The 17,300-nt window shown below is 32.2% G+C and carries 18 protein-coding genes and 1 tRNA gene; 17 read left to right on the forward strand and 2 right to left on the reverse strand.

The annotated features are described in order from the left end of the window. The first annotated feature begins 91 nt into the window (after positions 1–91). The 6 genes from N4A35_01640 (at position 92) to N4A35_01665 (ending at position 5,281) form a co-directional block, all read left to right on the forward strand. Complete coding sequence (locus N4A35_01640) at positions 92–1,531, forward strand: aldehyde dehydrogenase (protein ID MCT4580094.1); 1,440 nt, start codon at positions 92–94, stop codon at positions 1,529–1,531. A 90-nt stretch (positions 1,532–1,621) separates the two neighbouring features. Then, entirely contained in the window at positions 1,622–2,134 is a 513-nt protein-coding gene (locus tag N4A35_01645; protein ID MCT4580095.1) for an acyl-CoA thioesterase, read from the forward strand. A gap of 13 nt (positions 2,135–2,147) precedes the next feature. After that, positions 2,148–2,750, forward strand: coding sequence for a DUF4254 domain-containing protein (locus tag N4A35_01650; GenBank protein ID MCT4580096.1), 603 nt, complete (start codon positions 2,148–2,150; stop codon positions 2,748–2,750). Positions 2,751–2,795: 45 nt separating this feature from the next. After that, entirely contained in the window at positions 2,796–3,896 is a 1,101-nt protein-coding gene (gene carA / locus N4A35_01655; protein MCT4580097.1) for a glutamine-hydrolyzing carbamoyl-phosphate synthase small subunit, read from the forward strand. Positions 3,897–3,910: 14 nt separating this feature from the next. Continuing rightward, positions 3,911–5,194, forward strand: a complete 1,284-nt coding sequence (gene eno / locus N4A35_01660) for a phosphopyruvate hydratase (protein ID MCT4580098.1) — start codon at positions 3,911–3,913, stop codon at positions 5,192–5,194. Positions 5,195–5,207: 13 nt separating this feature from the next. Continuing rightward, a tRNA-Arg gene (locus N4A35_01665) sits at positions 5,208–5,281 on the forward strand. Between the two features lie 166 nt (positions 5,282–5,447). On the opposite strand, the gene N4A35_01670 is transcribed toward N4A35_01665, so the two are convergent. Continuing rightward, entirely contained in the window at positions 5,448–6,182 is a 735-nt protein-coding gene (locus N4A35_01670) for a site-specific integrase (GenBank protein ID MCT4580099.1), read from the reverse strand. Positions 6,183–6,441: 259 nt separating this feature from the next. On the opposite strand from N4A35_01670, the gene N4A35_01675 reads away from it, so the two are divergent. The 5 genes from N4A35_01675 to N4A35_01695 all read left to right on the forward strand — a co-directional run bounded on the left by N4A35_01675 (position 6,442) and on the right by N4A35_01695 (position 10,955). After that, the gene (locus tag N4A35_01675) at positions 6,442–7,122 is read left to right on the forward strand and encodes a hypothetical protein (GenBank protein MCT4580100.1); all 681 of its coding nucleotides are present in this window, start codon (positions 6,442–6,444) and stop codon (positions 7,120–7,122) included. A gap of 3 nt (positions 7,123–7,125) precedes the next feature. Continuing rightward, positions 7,126–7,677: a hypothetical protein gene (locus tag N4A35_01680; GenBank protein MCT4580101.1), complete on the forward strand. Its 552-nt coding sequence runs from the start codon at positions 7,126–7,128 to the stop codon at positions 7,675–7,677. A 220-nt stretch (positions 7,678–7,897) separates the two neighbouring features. Further along, positions 7,898–9,493 carry a tetratricopeptide repeat protein gene (locus N4A35_01685; protein MCT4580102.1) on the forward strand — a complete coding sequence of 532 codons (1,596 nt, stop codon included), beginning with the start codon at positions 7,898–7,900 and terminating at the stop codon, positions 9,491–9,493. A 231-nt stretch (positions 9,494–9,724) separates the two neighbouring features. Continuing rightward, on the forward strand, positions 9,725–10,195 hold the full coding sequence (locus N4A35_01690; GenBank protein ID MCT4580103.1) for a hypothetical protein: 471 nt from the start codon (positions 9,725–9,727) through the stop codon (positions 10,193–10,195). After that, positions 10,188–10,955, forward strand: a complete 768-nt coding sequence (locus N4A35_01695) for a hypothetical protein (GenBank protein MCT4580104.1) — start codon at positions 10,188–10,190, stop codon at positions 10,953–10,955. The genes N4A35_01690 and N4A35_01695 overlap by 8 nt, the downstream gene beginning before the upstream one ends. 346 nt (positions 10,956–11,301) lie before the next feature. Here the strand turns inward: N4A35_01695 and N4A35_01700 are convergent, their stop codons facing one another. After that, a complete protein-coding gene (locus N4A35_01700) occupies positions 11,302–11,565 on the reverse strand; it encodes a hypothetical protein (protein ID MCT4580105.1) in 264 nt (87 codons plus the stop codon). 237 nt (positions 11,566–11,802) lie between these two features. On the opposite strand from N4A35_01700, the gene N4A35_01705 reads away from it, so the two are divergent. From N4A35_01705 to N4A35_01730, 6 genes are all read left to right on the forward strand, one after another. Beyond that, positions 11,803–12,030, forward strand: a complete 228-nt coding sequence (locus tag N4A35_01705; protein ID MCT4580106.1) for a hypothetical protein — start codon at positions 11,803–11,805, stop codon at positions 12,028–12,030. Positions 12,031–12,200: 170 nt separating this feature from the next. Then, positions 12,201–13,622 carry an aminotransferase class V-fold PLP-dependent enzyme gene (locus tag N4A35_01710; protein MCT4580107.1) on the forward strand — a complete coding sequence of 474 codons (1,422 nt, stop codon included), beginning with the start codon at positions 12,201–12,203 and terminating at the stop codon, positions 13,620–13,622. A gap of 2 nt (positions 13,623–13,624) precedes the next feature. After that, a complete protein-coding gene (locus tag N4A35_01715) occupies positions 13,625–13,813 on the forward strand; it encodes an AraC family transcriptional regulator (GenBank protein ID MCT4580108.1) in 189 nt (62 codons plus the stop codon). Between the two features lie 349 nt (positions 13,814–14,162). Then, positions 14,163–14,381 (forward strand): hypothetical protein, encoded by a 219-nt coding sequence (locus N4A35_01720; protein MCT4580109.1) that lies wholly within the window; start codon positions 14,163–14,165, stop codon positions 14,379–14,381. Positions 14,382–14,385: 4 nt separating this feature from the next. Continuing rightward, complete coding sequence (locus N4A35_01725) at positions 14,386–15,537, forward strand: hypothetical protein (protein ID MCT4580110.1); 1,152 nt, start codon at positions 14,386–14,388, stop codon at positions 15,535–15,537. Positions 15,538–15,693: 156 nt separating this feature from the next. Beyond that, on the forward strand, positions 15,694–17,300 hold a 1,607-nt coding region (locus N4A35_01730), incomplete at its 3' end, for an AAA family ATPase (protein ID MCT4580111.1).

Consider the following 17,300-nt stretch of genomic DNA (forward strand, 5'->3'; position numbering starts at 1 on the left):
CGTTGTTGATGTCATAAATTTTAAAAAGGAAGATTGGTTGTTCAATCTTCCTTTTTTTTTGAATAACTTTAAGCTGATTAAATTAAGAAGCATGCAGATACAAAATTATATAGGAGGAGCGCTAGTAAGTCCGAGTAGCGATTTGTTTTTAGATAACTATAATCCTGCTCAAGGTAAAGTGTATAGTTATATCCCTGATTCAGAAAAGGAAGATATAGAAAAAGCATATCAGGCAGCAAAAGAAGCTTTTCCATCATGGAGTAAAACAACAAGAGAGGAGCGTTTTAGAGTGATGATGAAAATAGCTGATCTCATCGAACAAAAACATGATGAATTAGCTTTAGCCGAATCTATAGATAATGGTAAGCCCGTTAAGTTGGCGCATCATGTAGATATCCCTAGAGCAGCGAGTAATATTCGTTTTTTTGCAACAGCAATTATGCATTATGCTTCTGAGAGTCATGATATGAATGGTGTAGCAATAAATTATACCTTGCGTAAACCTATAGGGGTTGTAGGGTGCATCTCACCATGGAACTTACCTTTGTATTTGTTTACTTGGAAAATCGCACCAGCATTAGCTGCTGGAAATACAGTTGTTGCTAAACCATCAGAGGTAACTCCAATGACCGCTTATTTGTTTTCTAAAATATGTATTGAAGCTGGATTGCCTGAGGGGGTTTTAAATATTGTTCATGGTTTGGGGACAAAAGTTGGAGCAGCGATAACCGAACATCCAGGAATTAAGGCAATATCATTTACAGGAGGAACAGCAACAGGAAAAGCGATCGCTAAAGTGGCCGCTCCTATGTTTAAAAAGTTGAGTTTGGAGCTAGGAGGGAAAAATCCGAATATCATCTTTGCAGATTGTGATTTTGAGAATGCCTTAAGAACTTCAGTCATGTCTTCATTTGCTAATCAAGGGCAAATTTGTTTATGTGGTTCTCGAATTTTTGTGCAACGACCGATTTACGAAAAGTTTAAAACGGCTTTCGTAGAAAAAGTTAAGAAACTGAAAGTTGGAGATCCTAATGATGCTTCAAGTAATTTAGGAGCTTTGGTTTCTAAAGAACATCTTCAAAAAGTTTTGGGGTATATTGAATTGGCCAAAGAAGAAGGAGGAATAGTTTTAGCAGGAGGAGAACAAATTCATTTAGAAGGGGAGTTAAAAGAGGGGAATTATTTAGCTCCAACCGTTATTGAAGGATTAGCGTTTAATTGTAGAACCAATCAAGAAGAAATATTTGGTCCAGTTGTCACGATTATGCCTTTTGACACCGAAGAAGAAGTATTAACTTATGCCAATAGTACACAATATGGTTTGGCTGCTACCGTTTGGACGCAAGATGTTACTAAAGCCAATCGAGTTGCTGCACAACTAGAGTCTGGAATCGTCTGGGTCAATTGTTGGTTAGTAAGAGATTTAAGAACGCCATTTGGAGGAGTTAAAAATAGTGGAGTAGGTCGAGAAGGTGGGTTTAATGCATTAAACTTTTTTACCGAACCGACTAATGTATGTATCAAACTTTAAAAAACTTATTGCGATAAAAAAGCACAAATTGTTAATAGATAATTTGATAAAGAACCACTTCAATAAGTAATTTTGTAAAAAAGAAAAACTATGTTTAAGAAAACAGCGAAAGAAACAATAGCTATTCAAACAAAGTTGGTAATGCCTAACGATACTAATCCAATGGATACCCTGTTTGGAGGGCGTTTGATGGCATGGATGGATGAAATAGCTAGTATTTCAGCGTTTAGACATTCAGGAAGAATATGTGTAACAGCATCGATAAATAACGTTTCGTTCGAACATCCAATTGTCGCGGGAGATTTTGTTACCTTAGAAGCTAAAGTTTCAAGAGCATTTAACTCTTCAATGGAAATTTTTGTAGATGTTTTTGTAGAAGATGCTATGGGAAAACGAAAGAAATGTAATGAGGCAATTTTTGTTTTTGTAGCTATAGATCAATTTAGAAATCCAATACAAATTCCAGATTTAGTTCCAGAGACAGAGTTAGAGAAAAAACGATTTGATTCAGCCCTAAGACGTAAACAATTAAGTTTGGTGTTAGCAGGAAGAATGAAACCTACTGAAGCAACAGAATTACAATCTATTTTTGAAACCGAATAACCCAATATCACTTATGAATTCAAAACAGTGTATTCAAATTTTTAATCAATCCATTCAAGATTATCACATTCATGATAATGTTGCTACTCCTATCACCAATCCTTTTGAAGAAAATACCATAGAAGCCTTATTGTATTTGAAGAATTGGGTAGATACAGTGCAGTGGCACTATGAAGATATTATTCGAGACCCAGAGATCGATCCAATAGCGGGGATGGAATTAAAAAGAAAAATTGATAAGTCTAATCAACATCGTACCGATTTGGTTGAACAGATTGATGATTTTTACATTGAGCAATTTAAGACAATAGAAGTGAAAGAGTCAGCAACATTAAATACAGAAAGTCCAGCTTGGGTGGTGGATCGTCTTTCTATTTTATGTTTAAAGATCTATCACATGCAAGAGCAAACAGAAAGAGCTGATGTTTCTGATCTACATAGACAACAATGTGAACATAAGTTGGCAGTTTTAAAAGAACAAGAAATCGATTTATCGAATTCTTTTGATCAGCTGTTAGAAGATTTTGCAAAAGGAGATAAAAAAATCAAAGTTTATCGTCAGATGAAGATGTATAACGATAATGACTTAAACCCAGTTTTATATAAAAATAAATAACTCATTATAAGATAATTATTAAGCGACAATCATTAATTTTGTAACATGGCACACACACAAACACCAGCAGTAATTTTATTGAAAGATGGTACCGTTTTTAAAGGCTTAGCTTGTGGTAAAATTGGAACTACAACAGGAGAAATAGCTTTTAACACAGGAATGACAGGGTATCAAGAAATTTTTACGGATCCATCGTATTCAGGGCAGATTGTTGTTATGGCAACAGCGCATATCGGAAACTATGGAGTAGAAGCTTCTGAAATTGAATCTGAAGGATGTAAAATAAAAGGATTGGTAACTAAAAAGTTTTCAACTGTCAATTCTCGTTATCGTGAAACAGATACATTGCAGAATTACTTAGAACACGATGATGTTGTGGGAATTATGGATGTAGATACAAGAGCATTGGTAAGGCATATTCGAGACAATGGAGCTCAAAATGCAATTATCTCATCAGAAACGACAGATATAGAAGAGTTAAAAGCGCAATTAGATCAGATTCCATCAATGAAAGGAATGGAATTGGCTTCTCAGGTTTCTACAAAAGAAACGTATACTGTAGGGGAAGTGTCAGCAAAATATAAAATTGCACTGTTAGATTTTGGAGTAAAGAAAAACATTATTCGTTCATTAGTAGAAAGAGATTGTTTTGTCAAAGTTTTTCCATACAACACTTCTTTCGAAGAACTTAAAAGTTTCTCTCCGGATGGAATTATGCTTTCCAATGGGCCTGGTGATCCAGAACCATTAACAGAAGTGATTGACACGGTAGGTCAATTAGTAGAAGCTGATTACCCAATTTTCGGAATTTGTTTAGGGCATCAAATTTTAGCAATAAGCCAAGGTTTAACTACAGAGAAGATGTACAATGGGCACAGAGGAATCAATCACCCTATCAAAAACTTAATTTCAGGGAAAAGTGAGATAACCTCTCAAAATCATGGGTTTGTGGTAAAAATGGAAGAAGCCATAGCCAATGAGAATATCACGATCACACATCAGCATTTAAATGACGATACATTGGCGGGGATAGCATTAAAAAATAAGAATGCATTCTCAGTACAATATCACCCAGAATCTTCTCCGGGGCCACACGATTCAAGGTATTTATTTGATCAGTTTATAGCAAATATTAATAAAAACTAAACCAAGAAAGCATTATGTCATATATCGCAAGAATACAAGCAAGACAAATTTTAGATTCAAGAGGTAATCCTACATTAGAGGTAGAAGTATATACTGATGCTGGTGTTGTAGGAAGAGCTGCTGTTCCTTCAGGAGCTTCAACAGGGACTCATGAGGCTGTTGAGTTAAGAGACAATGATAAAGGGGTTTACAAAGGAAAAGGAGTATTAAAAGCAATCGATAATGTCAATACCATTTTAAATGATGAGTTAAATGGAGGATATATTTTTGAGCAGAACCTAATTGACCGTGTAATGTTGTCGATAGACGGAACAGCTAACAAAGCTAAAATAGGAGCAAATGCTATTTTAGGGGTGTCTATGGCTGTAGCTAAAGCTGCTGCTCAAACAATTGGTCAGCCATTGTATCGATACATTGGAGGAGTGAGCGCCAACACTTTACCAGTTCCAATGATGAATATTTTAAATGGAGGTTCACATGCGGATAACAAAATAGATATTCAAGAGTTTATGGTGATGCCATTTGGAGCGAATACATTTAGTGAAGGCTTAAGAATGGGGACAGAAATTTTCCACACCTTAAAAGATGTATTAAAAAGTAAAGGGATGAGTACCAACGTTGGAGATGAAGGAGGGTTTGCTCCTAACTTAGGTTCCAATGAAGAAGCCATTGAGGTTGTTTTGCAAGCGATAGAGCAAGCAGGGTATAGACCTGGGGAAGATGTTTATATTGCATTAGATGCAGCAGCTTCAGAGTTCTATAATAATGAAGATAAAAAATATCATTTTGAGTCAACAGGAGATGTTTTGACTTCTGATGATATGGTTAATTTCTGGGCAGATTGGAAATCAAAATATCCAATTGTTTCAATCGAGGATGGGTTAGCAGAAGACGATTGGGCAGGTTGGAAGCAAATGACAGACCGTTTAGGCGATAAATTACAGATTGTGGGGGATGACCTATTCGTAACGAATGTAAATCGATTACAAGAGGGGATAAACACCAATACAGCCAATTCTATTCTAGTTAAAGTCAATCAGATTGGAACATTAACGGAAACAATAGATGCAGTTAATCTAGCAACGAGAAACGGATACACCTCAGTAATGAGTCACCGTTCGGGAGAAACAGAAGACACAACAATAGCAGATTTAGCGGTAGCCTTAAATACAGGGCAAATAAAAACAGGTTCAGCATCGCGTTCTGATCGTGTTGCTAAATACAATCAATTATTGAGAATAGAGCAAGAATTAAACAAAATGGCTTACTATCCAGGTAAGAATTTTAAGTTTTTGTAAACACCATTAAAGCGGCCTCGTAGCTCAACTGAATAGAGCACTGGATTTCGGCTCCAGCGGTTGCAGGTTTGAACCCTGCCGAGGTCACTAATTCTTCTGAAAGCCTTGTTATCAAAGAGATGACAAGGCTTTTTTTTGTAAAATGATTAAAAAACAAAATGTTGCTTATGTTTCATAAACCCCAGTAATAGCTGAGAGTGTAGATGGTTCGGTTGGTTTGAATCCTCTTGAGTTTTATTTTGTTAATCTTTTCTTAAATCGAATCAAAAGGGCTTTTGATGTTCATTAAACTTTCGTTTGCAATATGAGTATAGATTAAAGTCGTCTTAATACTATTATGCCCTAAAAGCTTTTGAATATGAGATATTCCAACTCCATCTTCCAGTAGATGAGTAGCAAAACTATGCCTTAAAGTGTGTGGGGTAGCGTTCTTTTTAATACCTGATCTTAGAAGTGCTTTTTTGAAAAACTTAGCAGAGCTACTAGCTGTATATTTTCCTCCTTTTTGTCCTTCAAATAAATATTCTTTGGGCTTATATTTCTGAAAATATTCTCTCAACAACTCCAATACTTTCGGAGATAAAATGGAATATCTGTCCTTTTTACCTTTTGCTTGTCTCACATACACAGTCATTCTATGAGAATCTATATCTTTAATTCTTAATTCCAGTAATTCTCCTATTCTTAGCCCGCTTCCATAAAGTAGGGCTAAAATCGCTTTATGTTTGATATTATAAGCCGAATCAATAATTAACTTTACTTCTTTCTTACTTAATACAACAGGTATTTTGTTTTCTCTTTGAGAAACTTTAAGATAATGGAATGGAATTTCACGATTGTAAATCTCTTTATAAAATAATTTTAAGCTACCTACTACTTGTCTTTGAGTAGAGGCTGATATTTTCTTGGTGTACACCAAATGAAAGATATAATCAAATAAATCTTTATCCTTTAGGTGTTGAAAAGACTTGTAATTAAAAAAACACATATACCATTTTTAGATGCATAAGGTAACTGCTTATAGTTTGCTTACTGTATCTTTTTATTTCAAGTATTCTTTTAAAATTTTCAAGCTGATTGTTTTTCATAAAAGTAAAATTAACCACCCAAGAAGGCTCCTAAGTTGTAGTTCTGTAAACTTACGAAAAACAAAGAAAAAGTATTGAATAACCTCTTTAAGGTTTGTTATCTTGGAGTTATTTAGTAACTTCCACATATAAACAAGTTAGCCACAAGTAAATGACACGATGGAATGGATTAAAATTATAGCACCTTTGTTTGGAGTCCTCCTTGGTTGGGGATTATCTGAAAAAGCTAAACTTTGGGCAGATATTAGAACCGATAAAAGAAAGGTTAAAAGACTTCTTTTTTACATTCTTGAACTCAGATTTCATTTTACTCGCGAATTAAATGTCCAAAAAGAAATCGACTCTTTTATTGATTCAGCAACTTCACGACTTAAATCAGAGTTTGGCGATGAAGTAGAATTGGGAATAGATATGTATAAACCATTCATAATGGAAATAGTAAAATCCAATTTTAGCGAAGACAAACAACTTGACTTTCTAGAAGAAAATATTGATTCCGTTATTGTTGATTTATCAGAAGTGTTTCCAGTTTTCGCATATGAGTTAAGTGGTCAGTACAGGATAAAAGAAAGACTAAATAAATCCGATAATTACCTTGCTGAATTAGAGGGGCTAACAGGAGGTATGCCATTTGACCTAAAAAATTGGTTGCAACCCAAATTAACAAAGGGTTTATTGAAAGACCTAGATGAAAATTTAAATAAGATTGCTTTAAAGATTGATAAAAAGACAGCTAAAGACGTGAAGGAAAAAATTGTAAAAATGGACAGTCGTGACAATTCTGATGTACAAGAGTTCTTGGAAGACTATATCGCAAAAGTAAAAGACAGTCTTAAATAAAAAATGGTATTGAAAGAAATCAACGATATAGACAAAGAGTTAACAAATCAATTTGAATTATTAGCGAACTTGACAAGAAACTTGAGTCTCAATGAGATTACCCAATTTAAACTAAAGAACGCAGGAAATGTAATTCCTTGGAACGACATTGTCTTTTCGGGAATTTACTTAATCGAGATAAAAAACAATAAGCAGTTTGACACTTATGAAGAGTGGATTGAAAACTTTAAAAGACAATGGGAAGATGAAAGATATTTAAGGAAATTCACCCCAAACTTGAAGAAGATGAGGATTAAAGCTCATTCAGAGCTAAAAGAATGGATGCCAATTTACATTGGTAAATCAAAAAACATTGGGAGTCGAATTCATGGACACATTTATAAGGAATTGCACAAAACAACATTCGCTCTGAAACTTATGGCACGAGAGAATTTACATGACCATATCTTCAGATTGAAGGTTTGCAAAGTGACAGTAAAAAATTATGATGCAATAGTTCCACGAATAGAATGGCAACTAAGAAATAGAATTAATCCTTTGATTGGAAAACAATAAAAAAACCAGTGGCTAACACGGTATATAGCAAATAGGGCGTTCGGTGATTTACGAAAGTTCTGTGGTTATTTGAAACACCGCCAAATCGTTGATTTGGCTTTTAAGAATGAATAAATTAAAAACAAAATACAACGCTTTGGCTCAGTGGAAACTTGAAAGTTTATCGCTTTCTACTGCCCTACTTGCCATATACTAAACGTTAGCTGCAAGCTGAAAAAAAATGACCATAGAAGAATTAAAAGTTCAAGCGAAAAAGAATAAACAAGAAGGTAATATTGAAACTGCCTTAGACTTATATTCTCAACTATGGGAAAAAGAAAAAAATGAGTGGAACGGATATTTTCTTGCTCAATGTTTAAGAAAAGCTGAAAATTTCGAAGAAGCAAGAAAGCTACATACTGAGCTTGAAAAGATTTACCCTACTTTTAAGCCTTTACAAAACGACAAACTTTGGCTTGACTACAGTGAAAAAATAAAGGATTGGAATAACCAGAATCTTGTTTCTGATGCAGAAGACATTCTTAAAAGAGCAGATAAATATGATAAATACACTTCAAGTGTTTTTACAAAAACTGTTCTTAATGTCATAAAACACTTATGTCATGAAAGTAACTACAGTTTTGCTTTTGATTGGTTATTAAAGCTTGACCAATCGGTAATCAGTAATTCTGTTTTTAATTTTCATGGACAGACATATCCTGCCGACAGAAAGGTTTTTTTTATTCGATATGCTGATATTCTTATCCATTTAGATAAGCATATAGATTATATTGAAATGTGTTTGAAGAACCTAAAAATGAAGCAGAAAAAACAAGTAGAGTTTAAAAAATTCATTATTGAAGACATAACATTTGAAGATTACATTTCAAGGGTCAAGTTAGCAAAACACATAAAAAATTTTCAAGAAGAATATCAATTAAGGTTAAAAACTAATCCGAAGCAAAACTATAATGAAAAGAAAATAACTTTAATAAGTGACCTAAGTCATTATCTATTTTGTCCCATCTCTTTTGCGATTAACGAAACTTACTCTGTTGAAGCAAATACAAGTTGGGAGAAGGATGAATGGCTTGGAGAGAAAAAACTTTTTATTGATAGACATAAAATATTCAGTAAGTCAAAAAGCTATGAAGACACTTTTAAGGATTGCGAAATAGAAATTAATCAACAATTAAAAGATGACTTCTATTACTTATTTAATTCTGTATTAAGAGTAAACAATGCAACCAACCCGAAACCAACTATTTATTCTAATGAGACAGGTGATTTGAAAGGAGCACCTGACTATGTAATGCAAGATACTGCTAAAACAAAGTTTGCAATAACCGAAAAATTTTCAAGCATTTACTCGGCTGATTCTAAGTCTCCATTTGAAAGTGATTTAGTTAAGCACTATGCTTTTATAGATGAGCTTGATAAAGCCAATTTGGATTTTGGGTATTTGATTACTTGGTATTGGCAACTTACGGACGTTGAAACCAATAGCGAAAATACTAAAAAGAAAATAGTTGTAACATCTTACAGGCTTACTAAGATTGAAAAAAGCCAAATTAATTCCGACAAACTATCAATGACATTAAACCAAGTAAATAGTTTCAAAAAGAACAAAGCAATGGATATTGACGGTGAAAGAATTTCTTTTCCAAATAAGTGTCTTAATTGTAGTGTGGTGGCATATTGCAACCATAAAACAGGCAATTTTAATAGAATTAAACTTCCCTATAATTTGAGTTTAAACAAAATTGAAAAAGAGCCCAAAATTGAACTTCATACAAGAGAAAATATAGATGAAGACACAGATGGTTTACCATTTTAAAATAGCCAGTAGCTAACAAGGTCTATAGCTAATAGGGTATTTAGAGATAAATTGAAAGTCCTGTTCTTTGAGCAGGCAACGCCAAAACAAAGTTTTGACGTTTATTGAAATAGAAATTAAAAGTAAAAACGTTTGTTTTTGACTAAGTGGTAAACCGAAAGTGAAGTACTCCGAACTTGCCCTATTGTCCATACACAGAACGTTACCTGCAAGCAAAAAAAATGAAATTGAATGAAAAAAAGTGAATTATTAATTAAAAGGCTGGCAGAAGAAACTATTTATTCTGCAAAAGGTCATTTTAAATCTTCTGACGTAAGAGGAAATTTAATAAACTTTACAATTTGGACGTGTGCTGTCCTCAGTGTTTTAGGTTTGGTTATAGAGGGGAATTTAATTAATAAATGGTTTTCAGCAATTGGGCTGATTGGAAGTATTGGTTTATTGATTTGGAATGAAGGGGAAAGTAAAGACTATAGAACAAAGCATAAAGAAATAGCAGAATTATATTTATCTATCCACAAAGAACTTAGAGATTTGTATTTTATGGATAAAGGAAATAAAGAAAAGTTAAAAGAAATTAGTGATAGAATAAAACTTTTAGACCAAAGTAAAAAACCTAACATTTCTATTTTAGCAAGAAAACTGAGTCAATTGGCTATAGAAAAAAATAAAGAAACTGATAACTGGTATAAATATGAATAATAAATTACAAAGGTTTGCTCAAAATGAATTAGTATTAGCAAGAAGTGCGGTGGAAAGACAAAGGATTAACTCTTCTTTATCTCAATTGGAGAAAGTAATTACTAACAAACTTCAAATCCAAAACTTAATTAGATTTGGGTCTTATACACGTAATACAATTTTACCAAGGAAATTTGACAATAAATCAGATGTTGATTTAATGGTAATATTCAACTCAAGATATACACCTGAAACATATAGAGGTCAAATTGCAAAAGCAATAAATACTGCTTACCCTAATTCATTATCTAAAAAAGATTTTCCTGCTGTGAAACTTGAATTAAATCACATAATGTTTGATATTGTCCCTGCTATTATAGAAAATAATTATTGGAGCGGTACAATATATTTAATCCCAGACAAAGGAAATAATTGGATAAAAACTGAACCGAACGATATTAATGATGATTTATCTCAAAAGAATCAATCTTATGGAGGAAACGTAATCCGCCAAGTAATTAGATTATGTAAACATTGGAATGCTAATGCAGGTTATCCTCTATCTTCATATTTAATGGAGAAAAAAATAATTAGTCTTTGGTACTGGGGAAATGAAAATACTTATGAAAGGTTTTTAAAAACATTAGACAGTATTGCAGGTCATTTACCTAAAGTAAGAAAATGCATAGATAATATCAGAAAATATGAAGGAGTTTTTTATGAACAAAATAAAATAGAACAATTGTATTGGTTACAAAAGCTTTTACCTGGTTTAAAGTAGCTAGCAGGTAACAAAGTATAAAAAATAATAAGAGTTAAATACCAAACCCAAAGTTGGTGCATATTAACAAAGTTCGCCAAATTTCCAATTTACGGTTAAACGAAAAGTAAGTACGTTTTGATTCCTTACTATTCTTATACTAAACGTAAAAAAATACACCTTCAATTTCTCGCAAATCTTCCTGTAAGCAGTTTGAACTTTGTCCTATTGAGGGATAATAATACAAAAAGTCTAATCCATTGACAATGGATAGTTTTTTATTCGGAATTCGGAACTCCAAGGTTCATAAGCGATAGCGAATAACCCTGCCGAGGTCACAAGTAAAGCCAATCCGTTTAGGCTTCTATTAAAAAGGCAGATTTCTAATAGAATTGTCAAATTCTATTACATCATTCAAGATATATGCTTTTTTTCTTAATTGATGCAGAGAGATAAATTTTCGATTAATTCGATACCTTTTTGTAATCCCATTATTAAGAACTAGATCTAACTTTCTTAACGGTTTAAAGTATTTGTTTACGCAATGAGGAAGTTGATAAAACTCACCTTTTCCATCTGCAACTATGAAAGGAAGCACTTGGAATCTATATTTAATTAATAGTCTATCCATTTCAATTGTGTAACATAAAGTTACTATATTTATTGAGTAATTAATACAACTGTGTCATATTAATGTGTTTTATGCGGTTGTTGTAAGTAATCAAAATGACGTTGGTGGAAAAATTATCGTTGCTCAAATTTTCCTAATGGGTGCTAAATCTGAGACTAATAGTTCAACCCAAAACGTGAATAGAATTCAGTTTGATGTTCTTATTCACATTAATCAAAAATAAATAACTGCTGCATTATGAATATCAAACTTTGGGACAAAGACAGTAAATGCATTTTGGGTAGACTGGAAGGAACAAACATTAAACTTCGGGATGAGGATAACAAATATATTTGGGGACGTCTAAATGGTCAAAAAATTGAATTATGGGATGAGAACAACAAATATATTTGGGGAAAACTTGTCGATAATAAAATCGAATTATGGGATGAGCAAAGTAATTACATCTGGGGACGAATTGAATAAAACTACTTACAACAAGCTGTAAACAAAATGGCGAACAATTACTCTACTTAAAAGCGCCACTTTGCCTAAAGCCAAAACGTTGTAAGTCATTTAGAAGAAAACCGCAAGAATCGGGTTTTATAGCAAAAAAACAATTTAGAATTTTGTCAAAAAATAAAACGATACATAAAATGAATTTTGATTTTGACGAAAAACAACGCAAAGAAATACTAAATACTGTTTCACAAAAAATAGAGCATTTTTACACTAATACTAAAGATTACAGTACTACACCAGAACTTAACTTACAAGAAATTAGAAATATTATAGAATCTGAAAATTTAGTTTCTGGAACCGAACCAAACAAAGCTATAGAACATATAATAAACGGACTTGAAAATTATTCTGTTCACACACCACATCCAAAATATTTTGGTTTATTTAATCCTCGAGCAAATTTTGCGGGAATTATTGCAGATTTTATAACCGCTTCTTATAATCCTCAATTAGCAGCTTGGAGTCACGCTCCTTTTGCCGTTGAAGTAGAAGCTCACGTAATTAATCAGTTTATTGAAAAATTTGGCTTAAATCCAAAAAAATCAGACGGAGTTTTTACAACTGGCGGAGCTGAAGCAAATTTAACTGCTGTATTATCTGCATTAAATAATAAATATCCTGATTTCGCTAAAAACGGAATGTTTGGTTTAGATAAAAAACCTGTTATTTTTTGTTCTCAAGAAGCACATCATTCTGTGCAAAAAGCAGCGAAAATTGTAGGCTTAGGATATGAATTTGTAAAAACAATTCCAACGACTAAAGATTTAAAAATAGACACTGATTTATTAGAAAAAGAAATCAAAAACCTAAATAATTCAACACATAGCCCATTAATGGTTATTGGTACAGCAGGAACAACAGGAACAGGAACAATAGACGACTTAGAAGAAATTTCAAAAATATGCAAAACACATAATATTTGGTTTCACGTTGATGCCGCTTATGGTGGAGGAGCAGTTTTAAGTTCAAATCTAAAACACATACTGAAAGGTATTTCTGCTTCCGATTCTATAACTTTTGACGCACATAAATGGATGTCTGTTCCTATGGGAACAAGCGTATTCTTGACTTCTCATCAAGAAATTCTAAACAAAACATTTAGAATTACCACAGAATATATGCCTAAAGAGGCAAATGAATTAGAAATTGTTGAACCATTCTCACATTCCATTCAATGGTCAAGACGATTTATAGGTTTAAAAGTCTATTTATCTTTATTATTTTACGGTTGGAATGGTTATGAAAAAGTAATCAATTATCAAGCTAAAATGGGAGAATATTTAAGAACTAAACTAACAGAAAATAATTGGATTATTAAGAACAGTACCGAATTACCAGTAGTCTGTTTTACACACCAAAAATTTGAATCGGATGCAAATTTCACAAAAACCATTTTAGACAACATTTTGGCTAAAGGAAATTCTTGGATATCGGTTTACCCAATAAAAAACGTTCCAACATTTAGAGCTTGTATTACAAATTACAATACAACCGAAACAGAAATAGACGAATTAATTGAAGAATTAAATAAGGAAAGAAAAGCATATCAAGATTAATTATGTCAAATAATACAAACACATATCATTATGCTAAAATAGCAGAAGCTATTGAATATTTAGATGAGCATTTTAAAGAGCAATCTACTCTAGATGATATTGCTGAACATTTAAATATGAGTTCTTTTCATTTTCAAAGATTGTTTAAAGATTGGGTTGGTGTACACCAAAAGATAGATATAATCAAATAAATCTTTATCCTTTAGGTGTTGAAAAGGCTTGTAATTAAAAAACACGTATACCATTTTTAGATGCATAAGGTAACTGCTTATAGTTTGCTTACTGTATCTTTTTATTTCAAGTCTTCTTTTAAAATTTCCAAGCTGATTGTTTTTCATAAAAGTAAAGATTAACCACCCAAGAAGGCTCCTAAGTTGTAATTCTATAAACTTAAGAAAAACAAAGAAAAAGTATTGAATAACCTCTTTGAGGGTTGTTATCTTGGAGTTATTTTGTAACTTCCACATATAAACAAGTTACCACACATTAAAAAACATCGCAGTATAAAATTGTAACAAACAATATTTAAAATAAAACAAGATGGCAAAGACAACAGACCAAATTAAACAAATTGTAAATTTAGGTGGAGGAGTAAGCATTGATGCAGATAGTAAGACAACTGACCAATTGAAGCAAATTGCGGCTTTAGCCGTAAAATCAGGAGCAACAATAATTCTCAAGAATTCAGACAGTAAGACAACTAGTCAATTAAAGCAAATTGCAGAACTAGCTCCAGGGAAAGTTATTTTTGAATTATAACTCAATGACAAATTCAGAAGCATATATCGCAGAATTGAATTCGAACTTCTTTTTTAAGGAATTTACTTTTAGCTCAAATAAGTTTAAGATAGATGAGAAAGGGCAAGAACTTGAATTAGCTGATAATGTCGTCTGGCTTGATGATTTATTGTTAATTACTCAAATAAAGGAAAGAAATAAGTCGAGTGATTCAAATGCTGAAAATTGGTTCAAAAGTAAAGTTCTTAGAAAGGCAGTAAAACAGATTAAGGATACTATTTCTTATTTTGAGTTGTATAAGGATATTTCTATTCCTAATGAAAAAGGTCATGTTTTAAATGTAAGTGAGGCTAGAATAATTGAACCAATTAAACAGGTAATTTATGCTCCAAATAACTCTTTTCCTGAATCACTTAGATTTCAAAAGTTTTATAAAAGTAAGGAAGTTGGGCTTATACACCTTTTTCATATTGAGGACTATCTATGGATATGTAAGTATTTGATAACCCCTTTCGAAATAAAAGAGTATTTGAATTTTAGAAAAGTCCTGTTTATAAAGCATGAAAAAAAACTAAATAATCTTCCTGAACAATATGTGCTTGGTCATTATTTAGAAACATTAGACGTTTCAGTTTTAAACATGAATTTCATTGAAAACCTGAAGAATTTAGTGCATGACGAAAGTGAATTTGATATTTCATTTATAATTGAAAACTTCAAAGATAAAATACGGATTGATTCTGCAAGTCTTGATTATTACGCCATAATTAAAGAATTAGCAAAACTAAATAGAGCAGATTTGCGTGAATTTAAGAAACGATATTTGCTAGCAATTGAAAAGTCAAAAGCACAAGATTTTACTTTACCATATCGTATTACAAGTTTAAATAGTAAATGTGGATTTGTATTTGTTCCATTAGAATATGACCGTAAAGAAAAATGGAGAAATGCCATTATCAACTTTACAGAAGCTCATAAATATGACCAGAAATTGGATAAATGTGTTGGCATGATTGTTTACCAACATCCGAGAGAGAAATACTTTGATGTAAATTGGTGTTACACTGAGTCTAAATGGGAATATAACGAAGAATTCGAAAAGTTATTGACAGAAAATTATCCTTTCCGAAAAGTAAAAATGGAAAAGACATATAGGTATTATGTAGATGAAAAATAAATAACGTGTGGTAACAATGTATAAATTTCATAGCCGAGATAGTAGTAAATTCAAGGGCTGTAGCTCGCTTCAACTTTCGTGTAACTTGACAGGGAAGTACAACGCAATCGGCTACTCAATTTATACGAACCGTTATATGCAAGGTAAAACCAACGAATGGCAATCCTTTATCCAAAATATGAAACGATAAAAAAAATGAAAGTTCCACCTACTGAAGGGGAACTTAAAATGATTGACTTTCTTCTTGAAAATCTTAATGATGAATATGAAATCTACTTTCAACCATTTTTAAATGGGGACTGTCCCGATATTATATTAATGCGAAAAGGTGGTGGAGTTTTAATCATTGAAGTAAAAGATTGGGAACTTGAAAGCTATCACCTTGATTTCCGCAAAAGATGGTTTGTAAACTACAATAATGCTTTAATAAAATCACCAATTTCTCAAGTTCTTAAATACAAGGAAAATATGTACGACCTGCATATTCAAAACCTTGTAGAACTTAAATTGAGAGATTATAGATATTGGTATATTGTTAATTGTGCAATATTCTTCTACAAAGAAAACCATAAGGATATTCGAGATTTTTTACTTACCCCATTTGAATTACAGAAAGAGTTTTTAGATGAAAAAAACGCTAAAAAAGAAGCTTATGACCAATTGGAAAAGTCCGAAGAGAAGTATCTAACGTTTCTAAGTAAGAACATTGAATTAATAGGTAAAGACAACCTTAATTCAAAAGATTTAAATGAGCTTTTATATAGAAAATGGGTCAGCAGAAAGTCTTTCAAATTCACTGATGACCTTTATGACAGTTTTAAAAGATATTTAAAACCTTCATTTCACTCACTTGATGATGGAAGGAATTTTAAGTACACGAAAAAACAAATAGAACTTTCAACAAGTAAACAAGGAGAGCAAAAAATAAAAGGAATTGTCGGTGCAGGAAAAACTTTAGTTCTTGCAAAAAGAGCGGTAAATGCACACAAACGGACAAACGAAAAAGTTTTAGTTCTAACGTATAATATTTCTCTCAAAAACTACATCCACGACAAAATCAGTAGCGTAAGGGAAGAATTTTATTGGGAAAATTTTCATATTCTTAATTATCACGACTTTTTCAATTCAATGATGAATAATCTTGGAATTGAGTTTGATATTCCTGAAGATTTCGACAATTGGGAGAATTGGCAAAAAGAACAATTCTTTAATGATAAGTATTATGGAAACATTGACCTGTTTAAAGATTTTCAAAACCAAATTGAAAAATACTCTACAATATTAATTGATGAAGTTCAAGATTACAGAACTGTTTGGTTAAGATTAATCAAAAAGTATTTTTTAGCAGATAATGGAGAATTTGTTGTATTTGGAGATAGTAAACAAGACATCTACAACCGAGTTTCATTAGTAGAAAACAAAAAGGTGCTTGTTATTCCTGACAGTCCAGGAAGATGGGCAGAACTAAATCAATCGTTTAGATTAACACCAATCATTACCGCATTTGCTTCTGACTTTCAGAAGAAGTTTTTAGCTGATAAGCATATCCCTGATGAATTTGAAAATGTAGATTTTCAATCTGCCCTTTTTGATAAGGTTCATTACACCTATTTCGGAACTCTTGATTTTAAGGCTTTAGCTGATTTCATAAGTTCATACTCAACAAAATTAGGAAGTCACCCAAATGATGTTTGTGTACTTTCATTATCAATAGAAACCATACGAGAAATTGATTTCCATTTTAGAAAAGCAACGAATGAGAA

The sequence above is a fragment of the Flavobacteriales bacterium genome (assembly GCA_025210295.1).
In the GTDB taxonomy this organism is placed as follows: domain Bacteria; phylum Bacteroidota; class Bacteroidia; order Flavobacteriales_D; family Parvicellaceae; genus S010-51.